This is a genomic window from Breoghania sp. JC706 (genome assembly GCF_037026715.1).
Lineage (GTDB): Bacteria > Pseudomonadota > Alphaproteobacteria > Rhizobiales > Stappiaceae > Breoghania.
This window is the reverse complement of the sequence record NZ_JBANCG010000015.1, coordinates 38,242-54,844: the sequence shown is the minus strand read 5'-3', so window position 1 is coordinate 54,844 and position 16,603 is coordinate 38,242. Positions and strand designations below refer to the sequence as shown.

The window sequence follows — 16,603 nt, the reverse complement described above, 5'->3', positions numbered from 1 at the left end:
AACGGTGACGGACGGGCAGCAGCATCGCCAGTTGGCGGCTGAGCGGGCCGTCGCTCCTTCGAAGAACAGCACAGCCGGTAGCGGGACATGACTGGTTTTCTCGACGTCTACAGCATTATCTTCCTCGTACTGGCCGTCGTGATCCTGTTCAAATTGCGCAGCGTTCTCGGCCGTCGCACGGGCAGCGAGCGCCCGCCGTTCGATCCCTATTCGCCGCGCCAGCGCGAAAGCGCGGAAGGCGGGCGCGAAGGCAACGACAATGTCGTGTCACTGCCCTCGCGCGGCGAGGAGGGGGACGACGAGGACGAGCGCAAGCAGGCGCAGGACCGCCGGCTGGAAAAGGTCGCGCCTGCGGGCAGCGCGCTCAACGAGGCGCTGCGCGCGATCATCTCCTCCGACCGATCGTTCGATCCGCGCAGCTTCGTGGAAGGCGGCAAGGCGGCCTACGAGATGATCGTTACCGCGTTTGCCGCGGGCGACCGCAAGACCCTGAAGAACCTGCTGTCGAAGGAAGTCTATGACGGCTTCGTCGCGGCAATTGCCGACAGGGAGCAGCGCAAGGAGACGGTGGCCTTCACCTTCGTCGGCATCGACAAGGCGGAGATCGTGGAGGCGACGCTGAAGAAGAACATCGCCCAGGTGACGGTGCGCTTCCGCTCCAAGATCATCTCCGCCACCCGCAACGAGGACGGCGCCATCATCGAGGGCGATCCGAACCAGGTCGTCGACGTGACCGACATCTGGACGTTCTCGCGCGACGTGACCCAGCGCGATCCGAACTGGAAGCTGGTGGCGACCGAAACGGCGGACTGACATGCCGGCCATGAAGCGGCAGGGGGCAGCCTGCCCGCCGCCGCGCCCCGCCGGAGGCGCGACTTCCGGCGGAGACGGCCGCCGGAGCTTCCGGGCCGGGATACGAAGCCTGGGGCTTCTGGCGTGCGCGATGCTGGCGGCGGGGCCGCTGGCCGGCCCCCAGCCGGTACGGGCCGCGCCTGTCACGACTTCGGGCACGAGTACAGGCACGGGCGGAGCCAGGACGAACGAGGCCGTGACGGTGACGCTTCCCGAGGACGACAGGTCGCCTCTTTCCGGTTCCAGTGGCCATCCCGAAACCGTTTCCGGCGCATCGCCGCTGCGCGTCGCTTCCGGCGCGCCCGATCCAGGCCTCTCGCCTGCACGCGCCCGGCCGGCGTTTGAAACCATCTCCTTCGCAGATCTTCCCGGCTGGCGCGACGACGACAAGCGCGCAGCACTTACCGCCTTCCTGAAAGGCTGCCGCGCCCCGCATGGGCGCACCGGCACGCTCGGCATCACCGGGCGCGATCTCGGCGCGCTGTGCGCCCGGGCGGAGGCGGCAAAAGGATCGCACGAAGCGGCGCGCGCCTTCTTTGAGCGGGACTTCGTTCCCGTGCGGCTATCAGAACCGGGCTTCGTCACCGGCTATTTCGAACCGGCGATCGCCGGCAGCCGCACGCGCACGGCCCGCTTCTCCGTGCCGATCTACCGGCGGCCCGACGATCTGGTGAAGATCACGGGCGCGATGCGGGGTGCGGCGCGCAGGGCCGGCATCCACGATGAATACGCCTTCGCCCGCAGGCTGCCCGACGGACGGCTTGCCGAATATCCCGACCGTGCCGCGATCATCGACGGCGCGCTTGCCGGACGCGGACTGGAGATCGCCTGGGTCGAGAACCCGCTTGATGCCTTCTTCATCCACATTCAGGGCTCGGCCCGCCTGAAGCTCGCTGACGGTTCGGTGATGCGGCTCGCCTATGCGGCCAAGAGCGGCCAGCCCTACACAGCCATCGGCCGCATCCTGATCGCGCGCGGCGAGATCGCGCGCGAGGACATGACCATGGCTGCCTTGCGCGCCTGGCTGGAGGCCCACCGCGACGATGCGGGCGCGCTGATGGCGCAAAACCGCTCCTTCATCTTCTTCCGCGAGGTGGCGGGCGAGGAGACGGACGGCCCGGAAGGAGCGGCCGGCGTGCCGCTGACGGCAGGCCGTTCGCTCGCCGTCGACCGCAAGCTCCATGCCTTCGGAACGCCCATCTTCGTGGAATCGGACCTGCCCGCGACCGCAGGCGGCGCGTTGCGCCGGCTGATGATCGCGCAGGACACGGGATCGGCCATAATCGGCCCGGCGCGCGGCGACATCTTCGTGGGCACCGGCACGCAAGCCGGCCATGTTGCCGGCGAAATCCGCCACGCGGCGCGTTTCACGGTGCTGGCGCCGCGCGGCTCGAAGCTGGCGGCGGCCGCACTTTCGGGAGACAAGCGGTGAGCGGTGGCCGCGGGCGGCGCGGACGCCCCCTGAGCCCGGAGGAAAAGCGCCTCTGGCGCCAGGTCGTGCGCACGCTGGACCCACTGCCCGGAAAGACCCTGCCGGCGGACGAGGCGGAGGAACCGCCGGCACCGCCGGCCGGCGCGCCTGTTTCCGCGCCGAAGAAGACGCAGACCGCCCCGGCCGCGCTGCGCCCGCCGCCTTCGATTCCCGCGCTCGCTCCGCTGGATCGCCGCATGCGCCAGAAGGTGGCGCGCGGCAAGCAGGCGATCGATGCGCGCATCGACCTGCACGGCATGACCCAGAACCAGGCCCACGGTCGCCTGCGCCGCTTTCTCGCGCTCGCCCAGGGCGAGGGCCACCGTCTGGTGCTGGTGATCACCGGCAAGGGCGGACGCTCCGGCTCGGGCGAAGGGGTTTTGCGGCGCATGGTGCCGCTGTGGCTGGAGCGGCCGGAATTCCGCATGCTGGTGATCGGTTTTGAGGAGGCGCATGCCGGCCATGGCGGGGCCGGGGCGCTCTACGTGCGGATCCGGCGCGCGGGCAAGGGCCAGGGCAAGGGAAGCGGAAACGGGGGGCGGCGATGACACCGTTCGGAGCGAAGCTGCGCGACCTGCGCCGCAAGCGCGGCATCACGCTGAAGGAAATGGCGCAGACGCTTCAGGTCTCCAGCGCCTATCTGTCCGCGCTCGAACACGGCCGGCGCGGCCGCCCGACCTGGTTCATGGTCCACCGCATCATCACCTTCTTCAACGTGATCTGGGACGAGGCGGAAGAGTTGCAGCGGCTCGCCGAGATCTCCGATCCGCGCATCACGGTGGACACGGCCGGACTGGAACCGGAGGCAACCGAACTCGCCAACCTCATGTCGGCCAAGATCGCCGGCCTGTCGAAGGAGTCGCTCCAGCACATGATCCACCAGCTGCGCGTGGTGGCCGCCAAGGACGGGGTATAGGCGGGCAGGGGCGTGGCCTCTTTCGCGTTTGCTGCGGTGGCGGGGACGCGCTTTACGGATGGGCGGGAGCACGGCGCGCATCTTCCGTGCGGCCCATCCTTCGAGACGCGCTCTTGCGAGCGCTCCTCAGGATGAGGTTGAGTTTGTTGAGGCCTTCGTTGTGTCTGTCGCTGATTTCGCGGAAATAGCAACCCGGACAACGTCATCCTGAGGAGCCCGCGTCAGCGGGCGTCTCGAAGGATGAGCCCCAACACACGAACCCGCTTCCGCCAGAGCATGAAACGATCCGGATCCGGGCGGCGGGCCAATCGACGGGACGTCTCGGAACGCCCCGCCCGCACATGTCGCTGAGGATGCCCGCGCCTACTGGTTGGCGGGCGCGGTCTCCGGCTCGGCCGGGGCGGCTCCTTCCGCGGGGGCCGCATCGCCGGTGTTCTCGGTCGAACCGCCTTCCGGCGCGGCGGCCTCAGGGGTCGGCAGCGGCAACGGGTTTTCCGACAGCGTGTGCAGGTAGACGATCAGGTTGGCGCGGTCATCCGCCTTGGATAGGCCGGCGAAGGCCATCGCGGTGCCGGGGATGTGATCCTTCGGCTTGGTGACGAATTCGTCGAGCTGCTCGAACGTCCATTCCGGATGCGAGGCGGCGAATTCCTGCATGGCGGCGGAGTAGTTGAAGCCCTCGTGGCTGGCCGGCTTGCGGCCGACGACGCCCCACAGGTTCGGGCCGACCTTGTTCGGACCGCCCTCCTCGAAGGAATGGCAGGCAAGGCACTTCTTGGAGACCTTCTCGCCGGCGCCGGCATCGGCTTCGGCCAGGCGCTGGGCCAGCGACTTCGGCGCTTCCGCTTCGGCAGGTTCGGCACTTGCCCCAGCGCCATCCGCCGACGCGACCTCGATCGGATAGCCGGCGACCTCCGGTTCGTGGCTGTCGAAGATGATGTCGGAGGACACCCCCAGCGCCATGATGACGAGAAGGGAGAGCAGCACTGCTCCGGCGATCTTGTTCAGCTCGAAGCTATCCATGTCGGCCATTTCTCCACTTGACTTGCTGTCAGGAGACGACCGGCAGCAACCCTCCCCGTCCCTGTCAGCACTTTTGCCCAAAGTCGCCGGAAACTACAAATTTTTTGACGCCGCTGTCCATAGGTATAAAACAACCACTTCCTGCGTCATTGGTACAAGAGCGGGAGCGCGTCCGGCAAGCGTTTGCATGCCGCCGCGATCCGCCCGATCAGACGCCCGCACGCCGGAGCAGCGCGTCCGCCCCAGGAACCGGGGCCCGGCCCGAGCCTTGAGCCTCGGGCCCGGCCGAGGGTCCGGGCCGGGACGGCGCCGTTCCAAGACCATGAACCCGATCGATGCCGGGGAGCCCAGCCCGGTCAACGCAATGGCGCTTCGGCGCAAGACCCCTGAAGGCCCGAACGGTTTCCGCGTCGATCCAGGAGCACTTTTCTCGATGTCCGCTTCCACTGGTTCTTCCCGCCGCCTCCCGCGTGTTCTCGTGGTGATCCCGGCGCGCATGGCTTCCTCCCGATTGCCCGACAAGCCGCTGGCCGATATCGCCGGCAAACCGATGATCGTCCAGGTGCTCGACCGTGCCCGCGAGGCCGATCTCGGCCCCGTCGTGGTGGCGGCCGACGACGCGCGCATCTGCGCGGTGGTGGAGGCCGCCGGCGGGCGCGCCGTCATGACCAGCAAGGACCACGCCTCGGGCTCCGACCGCGTGCGCGAGGCGGTCAAGAAGGCCGATCCCGACTGCGACGTCATCCTCAACCTGCAGGGCGACGTGCCGCTGATCGATCCGGCCTCGCTCGCCGCGGCCCTCGATCCGCTTTCCGACCCGGCCGTCGACATCGGTACCATCATGACCGAGATCCGCGACGAGGCGGGGCGCAGCGACCCGAGCTTCGTCAAGGCCGTCACCACGCCGCTTTCGCCCGGACGCCACCGCGCGCTCTATTTCACCCGCGCCACCGCTCCCACCGGCGACGGGCCGCTCTACCAGCACATCGGCGTCTATGCCTGGCGCCGGGCCGCGCTCGAACGGTTCGTCGCCATGCCGCCATCGCCGCTTGAAATGCGCGAGAAGCTGGAACAGCTTCGCGCACTTGAGGCGGGTATGCGCATCGACGTGAGCCTGGTTCCGGCGACGCCGATGGACGTCAACACCGCCCAGGATCTGGAACGCGTGCGCGCCGCCTTCGCCCGCATGGAAGCGGCCTCCGAAAAGGCCTGATGAAAAGACCTGACATAACAACGACAAGAAGATTTCGAGGATCAATCCAGAAATGTCGAGCATGAAGAAGATCGTGTATCAGGGCGAGCCGGGTGCGAATTCGCATATGGCCTGCCGGGACGTGTACCCCGACTACGAATCGGTGCCCTGCGCGACCTTCGAGGACTGCTTTCACGCGCTGGAATCGGGGGAGGCCGAACTCGGCATGATCCCGGTGGAGAACTCGGTCGCGGGACGCGTGGCCGACATCCACCACCTGCTGCCGCGTTCCTCCATGCACATCATCGGCGAATATTTCATGCCGATCCGTTTCCAGCTGATGGCGCCCAAGGGCGCCACCATCGAGGGGCTGAAGAGCGTGCAGAGCCACATCATGGCGCTCGGCCAGTGCCGCAAGCTGATCCGCCGGCTGGGACTTGCCGCCGTCGTCGGCGCCGACACCGCCGGCTCCGCCCGCCAGATCGCCGAGCGCGGCGATCTTACGGCCGCCGCCCTCGCCCCGGATCTGGCGGCGGAGGCCTACGGCCTGGAAATCCTCGCGCGCGATGTTGAGGACGCGGCTCACAACACGACCCGCTTCCTGATCCTCGCGCGCGACGACATGCGGGCGGCCGACAACGGCCAGCCCGTCATCACCACCATGATCTTCCGCGTGCGCAACGTGCCGGCCGCGCTCTACAAGGCGCTCGGCGGTTTCGCGACGAACAACGTCAACATGACGAAGCTGGAGAGCTACCAGCTCGAAGGCCAGTTCTTCGCGTCCATGTTCTATGCGGATGTCGAGGGCCACCCGGACGAGCGCAACGTGGCCCTGGCGCTGGAGGAGCTGAAGTTCTTCTGTGCCGAATTCAAGATGCTGGGCGTCTATCGCGCCAGCCCCTTCCGCGAGAAGATCCGCGAGCCGGAGGCCAACCGCGCGCTCCGGCCGACGCCCGGCGTCTGACGCCTCCGGCGATCCGGAACCCTCAAAGCGGGCTTCACCCTTCCGACCAACAACGAACGGACATCTGAATGACCGATCTGACCTACGACGTTCTCGGCATCGGCAACGCGATCGCCGACGTCTTCGCCCATGTCGAATCCGACTTCCTCGTCACCGAGAAGCTGGTGAAAGGCTCCATGCGCCTTGTCGACACCGCCGAGGCGGAACGTCTCTACGGCAAGATGGGCTCGGCCACCCGGATGTCGGGCGGCAGCGCCGGCAACACCATCGCCGGCATCGCCTCGCTCGGCGGCAAGGCCGCCTATATCGGCAAGGTCGCCGACGACGAGCTGGGCGCGGCCTATGCGCACGACATGCGCGGCATCGGCGCCCATTTCTCCACCGCGCCGCTGAAAGGCGGCAATCCGACCGCCCGCTCCATGATCCTCATCACGCCGGACGGCGAGCGGACCATGAACACCTATCTCGGCGCCTGCACCGAACTCGGCCCCGACGACATCGACGCCGATCTCGTCTCCCGCTCCGCCATCACCTACATGGAAGGCTACCTGTGGGATCCGCCGGCCGCCAAGGAGGCGTTCCGCCGGGCGATGGATCTGGCGCATGCCGCCGACCGCCAGACGGCGCTGACGCTGTCGGACAGCTTCTGTGTCGACCGCTACCGCGGTGAATTCCGCGAGCTGATCCGCACCGGTGCGGTCGATATCGTCTTCGCCAACGAGCACGAGCTGAAGGCGCTCTACGAGACCTCCGACATCGACAGCGCGATCAACGCGGTGCGCGAGGATGCGCGGCTGGCCACAGTCACCCTGTCGGAAAAGGGCTCGCTGACCGTCACCCGCGAGGAGACCTTCAAGGTGCGTGCCAATCCGGTCGACGAGGTCGTCGATCTGACGGGTGCGGGCGATCTCTACGCCGCCGGCTTCCTGTTCGGGCTGGCACGCGGCTATGAGCTGCCGCGCTGCGCGGAGCTGGGCTGCATGGCGGCGGCGGAGGTGATCGGCCACGTCGGCGCGCGGCCCGAGGCCTCGCTGAAGAACCTCGCCGCCCAGAACGGCTTCGACATCTGAGAAGGCGCCCCGGCAATTGCCGGGGCAGGCCGCTCAGACCTCTCTTCCGTCATCGCCCGGCACCCGCTTTCGCGAGCACAGGCTTCGTCCGGGCAATCCATCGCGGGCTGCGGCATGTGCGGCGGCCGCTGGATCACCCGGACAGAGCCGGGTGATGACGGCGGAGGGATCGGGTATACCCCCGTCTACCGGGCCTTTTCGCGCAGGATCTCCAGGAACGCCGTCTGCAGTCCGGTCGGGCGCCAGTTGGCGCGCAGCGTCACGCCGATCGGGCGGGGGCGGTCGCCGAGTTCGACGGGAAGCGCCGTCAGCAGACCGGCGCGCTCCTCGTAGGTGATCTGGCGCCGCGACAGCAGGCTCAGCCGGTCGCTCTTCACAAGAAGCCCGCGCAAGGCCACGAGCGACGAGGTCTCGATCAGCCCGCTCATCGACTGCGAGCCGATCAGCGTCTCGAAATGCTCGCGCGTCGGTGTTCCGGAGCGCGGCACGACCCAGGGATAGCGCTGGAGATCCTCAGGCGCGACACGGGCGCGCCCGGCGAGCGGATGGCCGACACGGGCGATCACCGACAGCGTATCGGTGAAGAACTCGCGCTCTTCCACGTCTTCGGCCGGCGCCGGCCGGCGCAGCGCGCCGATCAACAGATCGATCTCGCCCATCCTCAGCGCCTGCAGCTGGCTGGCGTAGGACCCGTCGTCGATGCGGATGGAGGCCTGCGGGTAGCGCTTGCAAAGCGCGGTCACCGCCTCCGGTAGGATCTCGCTGCGCACCAGCGGCAGCGTGCCGATGACGAGCCGGCCGCGCACGAGACCCTTGGCCTCCTCCAGATCATCGGTCGCCGCATCGATCTCGCGAAAGGCGAGCGCGGCCCGGAGCGCCAGCATGCGGCCCTGCGGCGTCAGCGCCACGCCCTGGCTGATGCGCTCGAACAGCGGCACGCCGGCCAGCCGCTCCAGATCGCGGGCGGCCCGGTGGACGGATGGCTGCGCAAGGCCGAGGGCGCGGGCGGCCGCTGAATAGCCGCCTGTGCGCGCGATCGCCACCAGCGCGCGAAGCTGGGCGGTGGTCGCCAGCCGCTCGATCGTCCCGCCCTTCGTCTGGGCGGAGCGGCGCGCGCTTTCCGAAAGCCGGCGCGCGGCCTCGCCGATCAGATCCAGCGCGCGTTCCACCCGGGCCAGCATGATCTCGCCGAGCTCCGTCGGATAGACACCGGTGGAGCGGCGTTCGAAGAACCGGCAGCCATAACGCTTCTCAAGCCGCGCGAGCGCCTGGGTCACCGCCGGCTGGGACAGATGCGCGGCATCTGCCGCACGGTGAACCGAGTTCAGCCGGGCCGCGAGCGCGAAGGCACGCAGGTGATGAATGTTTGGTAGTTCCGCCAAGTGTTCGGTCCGTATGGATGGTATCCGCCGGCAAGCCTATAGCGAGAACTTATCATTATCGAGATGATTTCGACTGGCCCGCCGCGACGCGTTGGCGCATGGTCCAGACCTCTGTGGGGGAGGTCGTGGCGGCGCCCTGGCAGGATCGCGGTCGGCGTCCTTCATATCAGGGGCGGGATCGCCCTGCCCAGCCTGCCGCTCGCGCCCGCAACGAAACCAGTCAAGGAGCGTGCCGCGTGAGCGAACAGAATTCCACCAGCCCGAAGCCGATGGCCCTCGTCGTCAGTGCCCATTCCGCCGATTTCGTCTGGCGCGCCGGCGGTGCCATCGCGCTGCACGCCAAGAAGGGCTACGACGTCACGATCGTCTGCCTGTCCTACGGCGAGCGCGGGGAAAGCGCCAAGCTGTGGAAGCAGGACGGCTGCACGATGGAGCATGTCAAGACCGAGCGCCGCAAGGAAGCGGAAGCGGCTGCGGCCGCACTGGGTGTCGCCGACATCCAGTTCTTCGACATCGGCGACTATCCGCTCGGCGTCACGGAGGAGGCGAAGTTCCGGCTCGTCGACGTGATGCGCAAGGTGCAGCCGAAGTTCATCCTCTCCCATTCCCTTGAAGATCCTTACAATACCGATCATCCGGCGGCCACCAAGATGACCATCGAGTGCCGGATGATCGCACAGGCGTGGGGCCATAACCCGGGCGAAAAGATCCTGGGAGCCCCGCAAGTCTATCTGTTCGAGCCCCATCAGACCGAACAGTGCGGCTGGAAGCCGGACGTGCTTCTCGACATCTCCGAAGTGTGGGACAAGAAGTACGCCGCCATCCAGTGCATGCAGGGCCAGGAGCACCTGTGGGAATACTACACCCGGGTCGGCAAGCAGCGTGGCGTGCAGGCCAAGCGCAATTCCGGCGGTCAGGCCGGTGGCAAGAACGTCGAATATGGCGAAGGCTACCAGTCGATCTTCCCGCGCATGATCTCGGAGCTGTAGGACCATGGCGATCTATCGACCCGCTCCCGGCGAACATGTCGTCGTCCGGGAGATCGAGCGCGCCGATGCCGCTGTCATCGACGGGCTTGCCAGATGCGGCGTGGCGACCGTGCACGAGGCGCAGGGCCGCATCGGACTTCTCGATGCGCGCCTGAGGCCGATTTATTCCGGCGCCCGCATCGCGGGCTCCGCCGTGACCGTGTCCATTCCGCCGGCCGACAACTGGATGATCCATGTGGCCGTGGAGCAGTGCCGGCCCGGCGACATCCTCGTCGTCGCGCCGACCTCGCCGTCGAACGCCGGCTATTTCGGCGATCTTCTCGCCACATCGCTTGTCGCGCGCGGCGTGCGCGGGCTCGTCATCGACGCCGGCGTGCGCGACGTGAGGGATCTCACCGAAATGGGCTTTCCCGTCTGGTCGAGCGCCGTCTTCGCGCAAGGCACGGTCAAGGAGACGCTCGGCTCGGTCAACGTGCCGATCGTGTGCGCGGGCGCCGCGATCGATCCGGGCGACGTGATCATCGCGGACGATGACGGGGTCTGCGTGGTGAAGCGCGAACATGCCACGCTCGCGCTGGAAAAGGCCGAGGCGCGCGAGGCCAACGAGACGTCCAAGCGCGAGCGGCTGGCATCGGGCGAACTGGGCCTCGACATCTACAAGATGCGCGAGCGGCTCGCGGAGAAGGGACTGAAGTACATCTGACGCCGAAGCCGTGGGGAGCGGCGACAAAGCCGGGTTGCATGATTGTGTCGTTTCGCCGCTTCGTGGCGCGCGGCAAAGTCGGCAAGATGGCGGACACGGCGAACTGGCCGACCGAAATGGCCGGCCGCCATCGGAGTTCCCGCCATCGCACGGGTGCTCCGTAACGGAATACCGGAGGCGCGACATCGGGGCGACACGGCCCTGCCGAGGGGGCGGGAAAGCCCTTGCGGGGGCCTCCGTGGAGAAACGCTTCAACCCGGGAGGTACTGCCCAATGAAGAAACGCATCCTGACAACGCTCATGGCTGCCGGTCTGGTGGCTGGTCTGGCGGCCGGCGCCACATTTGGCTCCGCTCAAGCGGCCGACCGCGTGTCCATCGGCACCGGCGGCACCGGCGGCGTGTTCTACGCCGTGGGCGCCGGCATGGCCGACGTCATCAACAAGCACGGCGACGGCATCACCGCCAAGGCCGAGGTGACCGGCGCCTCAATCGAGAACATCCGCCGCGTGTCCATGGGCGAGATGACCATGGGCTTCTCGTCGGCCTCGGTGCTCTATGCGGGCGCAAACGGCGAGGACCCGTTCGAGGAGAAGCAGAACGTCGCGGCCATCGCCTATCTCTATCCGGCGATGCTGCAGATCGCGGCCATGAAGGATGCCAACGTCAAGTCGATCGCGGATCTGAAGGACAAGCGCATCTCCGTCGGCCCTCCGGGCTCCAACTCCTCTGTCATCGCCGAACGCCTGCTGAAGGCCTACGGCGCCTATAACGAAAGCAACATCCAGTACCTGTCCTATTCGGAAGCGACCAACGCGATGAAGGACGGCAACCTGGACGCGACCATGGTTCTCGCCGGCATTCCGGCCTCCGCGCTGATCGAGCTGGCGACGTCCGAGGACGTGACCTTCGTGCCGGTCGACGAGGCCAAGCTCGCCGAGCTCCTGAAGGACTATCCCTTCTACGCGGTCGACATGCTGCCCGGCGGCACCTATCGCGGCACGGATCAGGACACCCCGCAGCTCGCCGACCCGGCGATCCTCTTCACCGCGGCCGATGCGGATGAGAACCTCGTCTACAATGTCACCAAGACGCTGTTCGACAATCTGAAGGAACTGGGCGCCGTTCACCCCATGGCGAAGCTGATCTCGCTCAAGAAGGGCCCCAAGACGCCGATCCCGCTGCACCCGGGTGCCAAGCGCTACTTCGACGAAGCGGCGAAGTAGGGCCCGTTTTCCGGCGCGCGGGCCCTCAGCGGTCCGCGCGCGCATGGCCCGCGTTGCCTTCTCCCGTTGACGGAGAGGCGAGGGGGCCGGCGCCGGCATTCGAGCCCGGATTTTTCCGAACCCAGCCGGGACCGGCCGGCACCTCTATTCATCGACGGCGGAGAGCTGATTTCGACGGCTGATCCCCTCCGCCCGTCGCCTTGTCGAGCGGAACTCACATGGAACAATTCGCCTCTCAGGTGCTTCCCAAGGCCCGTATCCAGGGCATGGAGAAGACAGTCGTCGCTCTGATCGTTTCCGCGCTGGCGCTCGCCGTCACGGTGCTGCTGCTCTACACGTCCTATTTCGGCGGGCTGACGGCGCTTCTGCTGCGCTCCATGTTCTTCTCGCTGATGGCGGCCGCCGGCCTTCTGGTGCTCGGCACGCGCTCGACCAACCTGGTGCTGCGCCTTGCCTGCTACGCGCTGGCCATCGTGGCGCTTCTGCCCGGGCCCTATCTCTACGAGAACTACACCCAGATCATCCGGCGCGGAGCGATCGCCAACGACATCGACAAGGCGCTGTTCGTCGCCACGATGGTGATCGTCCTGGTTCTGGCGCGCGCCTATATCGGGCGCACCATGGTCGCCATCGCGGTGGCGGCGCTGGCCTATGCCTATTTCGGCTACCTGATCCCCGGCGACTACGGCAATTCCGGCTATTCGACCGGGCGGCTCGCCTCCAACCTGTTCCTGCGCACCGAGGGCGTCTTCGGCATCCCGATGGGGGTGGCCGCGCAATACATCTTCCTGTTCTCGCTGCTCGGCGTTCTCCTGATGAAGTCCGGCCTCGGCCAGACCTTCGTCGATCTCGCCCACGCGCTCACCGGCCGCGTGCAGGGCGGTCCGGCGCTGACCGCCGTCGTCTCCTCCACGATGTTCTCCGCCATCAACGGCTCGGCGGTCGCCGGCGTGGTGACCACCGGCACCTTCACCATTCCGCTGATGAAGCGGGCCGGATACCGCGCCAAGACCGCCGGCGCCATCGAGGCTGCCGCCGCATCGGCCGGCCAGATCATGCCGCCGGTGATGGGGGCCGCCGCCTTCCTGATGGCCGAGATGACCGGCATTCCCTACGTCAGCATCGCCATGGCGGCGCTGATCCCGGCACTTCTTTATGTGCTTGCGCTGCTGGTCGCTGTGCGACTGGAGGCGGGCAAATTCAACATGCCGCGTGCGGAGGCCGACGACATCCCGTCGGTGGGCAAGGTGCTCGCCTCGCGCGGCTACATGCTGGCGCCGCTCGTCGTGCTGGTCGGCTGTCTCGTCTACGGCTACACGCCGATGAAGTCGGTCGTCTACGCGATCGCCATGGCGCTCGTCATCATGCCGATGACCAAGGCTACCCGCATCTCGCCTAAGAACCTGCTGCTCGCCACGGTCGATACCGTGCGCAACACGCTCTCCGTCGTCGCCGCGGTCGCCACCGCCGGCGTGCTGATCGGTGTCCTGACGCTCACGGGCCTCGCGCTGCAGATCTCCAGCCTGATCCTCGATGTGGGCGGCTCCAGCATGTTCCTGGTGCTGGTCTTCACCATGATCGCCTCCTTCGTGCTGGGCCTCGGCCTGCCGACGTCGGCGGCCTACCTGTTGCTGGCGATCCTGGTCGCGCCTGCACTGGAGGACTTCGGCCTGCCGCTGATCGCCGGGCACATGTTCATCTTCTACTACGGCCTGATTTCCGCGATCACGCCGCCGGTGGCGCTGGCTGCCTATGCGGGGGCCAGCATCGCCGGCGCGGGCGCGAACGAGACGGCTTTCGAGGCGATCCGCCTCGGCTTCGTCAAGCTGGTCATCCCGTTCGTCTTCATCTACTCGCCGGGCCTGCTGCTGATCGGCTCGCCGGCCTCCATCGCACTGCAGACGGTCGCCGCCGTGATCGGCGTCTCCGCGCTTGCTACCGCCTTCACCGGCTGGCTGTTCGTGCCGCTCGGCGTCTTGGCCCGGGCGATGCTGGTCGCCGGTGCGGCGCTGCTCCTGTGGCCGACCTCGATGCCGGACTACGAGCCGCTGTCGCTGGCCATCCGTCTCGCCGGGCTGGCGCTCGGCATGTCGGTGGTCGCCCAGGCCTATCTCTCCTCCAAGTCCCTGTCCTCCAAGGAGCCTGCGCGGATATGAGTGCCGAATACCTCGCATTCCACCCGAACCCGAAGAAGCCGGACATCGCGCTGCCGGCCGGCGCCGTCGATGCGCATTGCCACGTCTTCGGCCCGGCGGCGACGTTCCCCTTCGCCCCGACGCGCACCTACACGCCCGTCGACGCGCCGAAAGAAAAGCTGCGCGAGCTGCATGACCATCTGGGCCTTCAGCGCGCGGTGATCGTGCAGGCGAGCTGCCACGGCACCGACAATGCCGCGCTCGTCGATGCGCTGGAATGGGGCGACGGCCTTTACCGCGGCATCGCGATGGTGAAGCCGGACGTTACGGATGAGGAGCTGAAACGGCTCGATGCGGCCGGCGTGCGCGGCTCGCGCTTCAACTTCGTCAAGCATCTGGGCTCCGACGCCGCACTCGCCGCGCTGGAGGCCCTGTCGAAGCGCTACGGCGCGCTCGGCTGGCACGTGGTGATCTATTTCGACACGGAGAAGATCCACGAGCTTGCGCCCGTCATCGAAAAAGTGCCTGTGCCGGTCGTCATCGACCACATGGGCCGCATCGATCCGGCGCTGGGGCTGGAACAGCCCGGCATGAAGCTTCTGGAAGGGCTCTTGAAGGCGCGCAGGGACATCTGGATCAAGGTGTCGGGTTCGGAGCGGCTGTCGCACGACGGCCCGCCGTTCGCAGATTGCGTCGAGCAGGCCCGCCATCTGGTCGAGACCTTCCCCGACCAGGTGCTGTGGGGCACGGACTGGCCGCACCCGAACATGAAGAAATGGGTGCCGGACGACGGCCAGCTCGTCGATCTGCTGGGCCAGATCGCGCCGACGCCGGAGCTGTTGAAGAAGCTCGTGGTCGACAACCCGATGCGGCTCTACTGGCCGGACGAGGCGTAGGGGAGCGGGCAGCGGTCGCTCCGCCAGAGGCCTATCAATCCGCGGCCTGTCACCCACGGCTTTTCCACCCACGGCCTATCCACCTACGGGCTGTCATCCCCGCGAAGGCGGGGATCCAGCACCCCCGGGGGTGAGTTCCCGGGCACGCTGGGGAGGTCTCTGGAATGCTGGATTCCCGCCTTCGCGGGAATGACAGCTTCCGGTGAGACGTCCGCCGCATCTGCGCCCTCTCCCATGGGGAGAGGCGACTGGATGCATGTTTTCGGTTGAACCGTGTCCCGGAGGGATATTTCGATGCCAAGCCAGATCGCCATTCCCTGCATGCTGCTGCGCGGCGGCACCTCCAAGGGCGCCTATTTCCTGAAATCGGACCTGCCGGCCGACAGGGCGGAGCGCGACGCCCTGCTGCTCAAGATCATGGGATCGCCCGACCCGCGCCAGATCGACGGCATCGGCGGCGCCCATCCGCTGACCTCCAAGGTCGCCGTTGTCAGCCCATCGACACGCGAGGGCGTCGACGTCGATTACCTGTTCCTGCAGGTCACACCCGACAAGCCGATCGTCTCCGACACCCAGAACTGCGGCAACATTCTCGCCGGCATCGGCCCCTTCGCCATCGAGCGCGGGCTGGTCGCGGCAAACGACGGGGTGACGACGGTTCGCGTCTACATGGTGAATTCCGACAGCCGCGCCGATCTCGACGTGTCCACGCCCGGCGGCGAGGTCGCCTATGCGGGCGATGCGGCGATCGACGGGGTGCCCGGCACCCATGCGCCGGTCATCCAGAACTATTTCGAGACCGCCGGCGCCCAGTGCGGCGCGCTGCTGCCCACCGGCAACCCGGTTGACGAGATCGACGGCCTGCGCGTCACCATGATCGACAACGGCATGCCCAATGTCATCATCAAGGCGGAAGATCTCGGCCTGACGGGTGCGGAGACGATTGCGGAGCTTGAGGAGAATGCGGCGCTGAAAGCGCGGCTGGAAGCCATCCGGCTCAAATGCGGGCCGCTGATGGGGCTCGGCGACGTGGAAAAGCAGACCGTGCCGAAGATGTGCCTCGTCTCGGCCCCGCGCGAGGGCGGGCTGATCGCCACGCGCTCGTTCATTCCGCACCGGGTGCACGAGACCATCGGCGTGCTGGCGGCGGCGACGGTGGCAGCCGCGGCACTGGTGCCCGGCACGACGGCGGCCGAGGTCGCGGCGCCCGCGACGGCCAATCCGCTGCGGGCCGATATCGAGCACCCGACCGGCAAGCTCGGCGTGGAAATCGAGACGGAAACGCGCGGCGGCCTTCCGGTGCCGGTGCGCTCCGGCATCGTGCGCACCGCGCGCAAGCTTTTCGACGGGACAGTCTTCGCGTTGCCGTGAGGCGGCGCGACCTATCCGCGCCGGATCCGGGCCTGGCTGCAGGCCTGCGCCTTGACCGGGACCGGCACCAGTTCGGGTGCGCGGATCCTGAAACGGCGTCCGCCGCCACCACCGCCGGAGCCGTCGCTCGGCATCGACATGACGGCCGTGCCCATGGCGGCGCTGGTGAAGGTGATGAGGAAGCCGAAGAACAGCATGGCGATCGGCACGATCGGCATTTCCGAGCGCATGATCAGCGACCACAGCCCGCCCATGTCGGTCAGATAGAGCCCGCCCACGATGAGCACCGTGACGGCGAACCCGGCGAGCCAGTTGATGGCCAGCAGGCGGATCAGCGGATTGCGAAAGAACGTGCGCAAGGCGAAGCCTCCTCTTCAACGCGTGCCCGCCCGATACTCTGGGGCGTCGGCCTCCC

16 protein-coding genes are annotated in these 16,603 nt (G+C 67.5%); 13 read left to right on the top strand and 3 right to left on the bottom strand.

Translation table 11 applies throughout. The features are described 5' to 3' along the window. Nucleotides 1–87: 87 nt before the first annotated feature. From V2L18_RS22415 to V2L18_RS22400, 4 genes are read left to right on the top strand one after another with little or no spacing between them, the layout of a single operon-like run. A complete protein-coding gene (locus V2L18_RS22415) occupies nt 88–813 on the top strand; it encodes a Tim44/TimA family putative adaptor protein (RefSeq protein WP_336180580.1) in 726 nt (241 codons plus the stop codon). 1 nt (nt 814) lies between these two features. Next, a complete protein-coding gene (locus V2L18_RS22410; protein WP_336180579.1) occupies nt 815–2,284 on the top strand; it encodes an MltA domain-containing protein in 1,470 nt (489 codons plus the stop codon). Next, complete coding sequence (locus V2L18_RS22405; protein ID WP_336180578.1) at nt 2,281–2,871, top strand: Smr/MutS family protein; 591 nt, start codon at nt 2,281–2,283, stop codon at nt 2,869–2,871. Before V2L18_RS22410 ends, V2L18_RS22405 begins: the two co-directional genes overlap by 4 nt. Beyond that, nucleotides 2,868–3,239 carry a helix-turn-helix transcriptional regulator gene (locus V2L18_RS22400; RefSeq protein WP_336180577.1) on the top strand — a complete coding sequence of 124 codons (372 nt, stop codon included), beginning with the start codon at nt 2,868–2,870 and terminating at the stop codon, nt 3,237–3,239. The genes V2L18_RS22405 and V2L18_RS22400 overlap by 4 nt, the downstream gene beginning before the upstream one ends. 363 nt (nt 3,240–3,602) lie before the next feature. Here V2L18_RS22400 and V2L18_RS22395 read toward each other — a convergent pair whose 3' ends face one another. Further along, nucleotides 3,603–4,262 carry a cytochrome c family protein gene (locus tag V2L18_RS22395; RefSeq protein WP_336180576.1) on the bottom strand — a complete coding sequence of 220 codons (660 nt, stop codon included), beginning with the start codon at nt 4,260–4,262 and terminating at the stop codon, nt 3,603–3,605. Nucleotides 4,263–4,695: 433 nt separating this feature from the next. Between V2L18_RS22395 and V2L18_RS22390 the strand changes: the two genes are divergently transcribed. The 3 genes from V2L18_RS22390 to V2L18_RS22380 all read left to right on the top strand — a co-directional run bounded on the left by V2L18_RS22390 (nt 4,696) and on the right by V2L18_RS22380 (nt 7,488). Further along, nucleotides 4,696–5,475, top strand: coding sequence for a 3-deoxy-manno-octulosonate cytidylyltransferase (locus tag V2L18_RS22390; protein ID WP_336180575.1), 780 nt, complete (start codon nt 4,696–4,698; stop codon nt 5,473–5,475). Nucleotides 5,476–5,527: 52 nt separating this feature from the next. Further along, a complete protein-coding gene (locus V2L18_RS22385) occupies nt 5,528–6,418 on the top strand; it encodes a prephenate dehydratase (protein ID WP_336180574.1) in 891 nt (296 codons plus the stop codon). A 68-nt stretch (nt 6,419–6,486) separates the two neighbouring features. Beyond that, entirely contained in the window at nt 6,487–7,488 is a 1,002-nt protein-coding gene (locus V2L18_RS22380) for an adenosine kinase (protein WP_336180573.1), read from the top strand. A gap of 185 nt (nt 7,489–7,673) precedes the next feature. Here the strand turns inward: V2L18_RS22380 and V2L18_RS22375 are convergent, their stop codons facing one another. Continuing rightward, nucleotides 7,674–8,870 (bottom strand): LysR family transcriptional regulator, encoded by a 1,197-nt coding sequence (locus V2L18_RS22375; protein WP_336180572.1) that lies wholly within the window; start codon nt 8,868–8,870, stop codon nt 7,674–7,676. A 269-nt stretch (nt 8,871–9,139) separates the two neighbouring features. On the opposite strand from V2L18_RS22375, the gene V2L18_RS22370 reads away from it, so the two are divergent. The 6 genes from V2L18_RS22370 to V2L18_RS22345 all read left to right on the top strand — a co-directional run bounded on the left by V2L18_RS22370 (nt 9,140) and on the right by V2L18_RS22345 (nt 16,188). Then, entirely contained in the window at nt 9,140–9,859 is a 720-nt protein-coding gene (locus V2L18_RS22370) for a PIG-L deacetylase family protein (RefSeq protein WP_336180595.1), read from the top strand. A gap of 4 nt (nt 9,860–9,863) precedes the next feature. Further along, nucleotides 9,864–10,562 (top strand): 4-carboxy-4-hydroxy-2-oxoadipate aldolase/oxaloacetate decarboxylase, encoded by a 699-nt coding sequence (locus V2L18_RS22365; RefSeq protein WP_336180571.1) that lies wholly within the window; start codon nt 9,864–9,866, stop codon nt 10,560–10,562. 273 nt (nt 10,563–10,835) lie between these two features. Beyond that, the gene (locus V2L18_RS22360; RefSeq protein ID WP_336180570.1) at nt 10,836–11,786 is read left to right on the top strand and encodes a TAXI family TRAP transporter solute-binding subunit; all 951 of its coding nucleotides are present in this window, start codon (nt 10,836–10,838) and stop codon (nt 11,784–11,786) included. A gap of 218 nt (nt 11,787–12,004) precedes the next feature. Then, entirely contained in the window at nt 12,005–13,942 is a 1,938-nt protein-coding gene (locus V2L18_RS22355; RefSeq protein ID WP_336180569.1) for a TRAP transporter fused permease subunit, read from the top strand. Further along, the gene (locus V2L18_RS22350; RefSeq protein ID WP_336180568.1) at nt 13,939–14,817 is read left to right on the top strand and encodes an amidohydrolase family protein; all 879 of its coding nucleotides are present in this window, start codon (nt 13,939–13,941) and stop codon (nt 14,815–14,817) included. Before V2L18_RS22355 ends, V2L18_RS22350 begins: the two co-directional genes overlap by 4 nt. 294 nt (nt 14,818–15,111) lie before the next feature. After that, entirely contained in the window at nt 15,112–16,188 is a 1,077-nt protein-coding gene (locus V2L18_RS22345) for a 4-oxalomesaconate tautomerase (RefSeq protein ID WP_336180567.1), read from the top strand. Nucleotides 16,189–16,199: 11 nt separating this feature from the next. On the opposite strand, the gene V2L18_RS22340 is transcribed toward V2L18_RS22345, so the two are convergent. Beyond that, nucleotides 16,200–16,547 (bottom strand): hypothetical protein, encoded by a 348-nt coding sequence (locus V2L18_RS22340; protein ID WP_336180566.1) that lies wholly within the window; start codon nt 16,545–16,547, stop codon nt 16,200–16,202. Between the last annotated feature and the right edge of the window lie 56 nt (nt 16,548–16,603).

Coding starts and splice junctions, on each gene's coding strand:
- V2L18_RS22355 (WP_336180569.1), top strand. CDS start 12,005: ATGGAACAATTCGCCTCTCAGGTGCTTCCCAAGGCCCGTATCCAGGGC.
- V2L18_RS22385 (WP_336180574.1), top strand. CDS start 5,528: ATGTCGAGCATGAAGAAGATCGTGTATCAGGGCGAGCCGGGTGCGAAT.
- V2L18_RS22345 (WP_336180567.1), top strand. CDS start 15,112: ATGCCAAGCCAGATCGCCATTCCCTGCATGCTGCTGCGCGGCGGCACC.
- V2L18_RS22410 (WP_336180579.1), top strand. CDS start 815: ATGCCGGCCATGAAGCGGCAGGGGGCAGCCTGCCCGCCGCCGCGCCCC.
- V2L18_RS22400 (WP_336180577.1), top strand. CDS start 2,868: ATGACACCGTTCGGAGCGAAGCTGCGCGACCTGCGCCGCAAGCGCGGC.
- V2L18_RS22360 (WP_336180570.1), top strand. CDS start 10,836: ATGAAGAAACGCATCCTGACAACGCTCATGGCTGCCGGTCTGGTGGCT.
- V2L18_RS22395 (WP_336180576.1), bottom strand. CDS start 4,262: ATGGATAGCTTCGAGCTGAACAAGATCGCCGGAGCAGTGCTGCTCTCC.
- V2L18_RS22415 (WP_336180580.1), top strand. CDS start 88: ATGACTGGTTTTCTCGACGTCTACAGCATTATCTTCCTCGTACTGGCC.
- V2L18_RS22390 (WP_336180575.1), top strand. CDS start 4,696: ATGTCCGCTTCCACTGGTTCTTCCCGCCGCCTCCCGCGTGTTCTCGTG.
- V2L18_RS22380 (WP_336180573.1), top strand. CDS start 6,487: ATGACCGATCTGACCTACGACGTTCTCGGCATCGGCAACGCGATCGCC.
- V2L18_RS22350 (WP_336180568.1), top strand. CDS start 13,939: ATGAGTGCCGAATACCTCGCATTCCACCCGAACCCGAAGAAGCCGGAC.
- V2L18_RS22370 (WP_336180595.1), top strand. CDS start 9,140: ATGGCCCTCGTCGTCAGTGCCCATTCCGCCGATTTCGTCTGGCGCGCC.
- V2L18_RS22365 (WP_336180571.1), top strand. CDS start 9,864: ATGGCGATCTATCGACCCGCTCCCGGCGAACATGTCGTCGTCCGGGAG.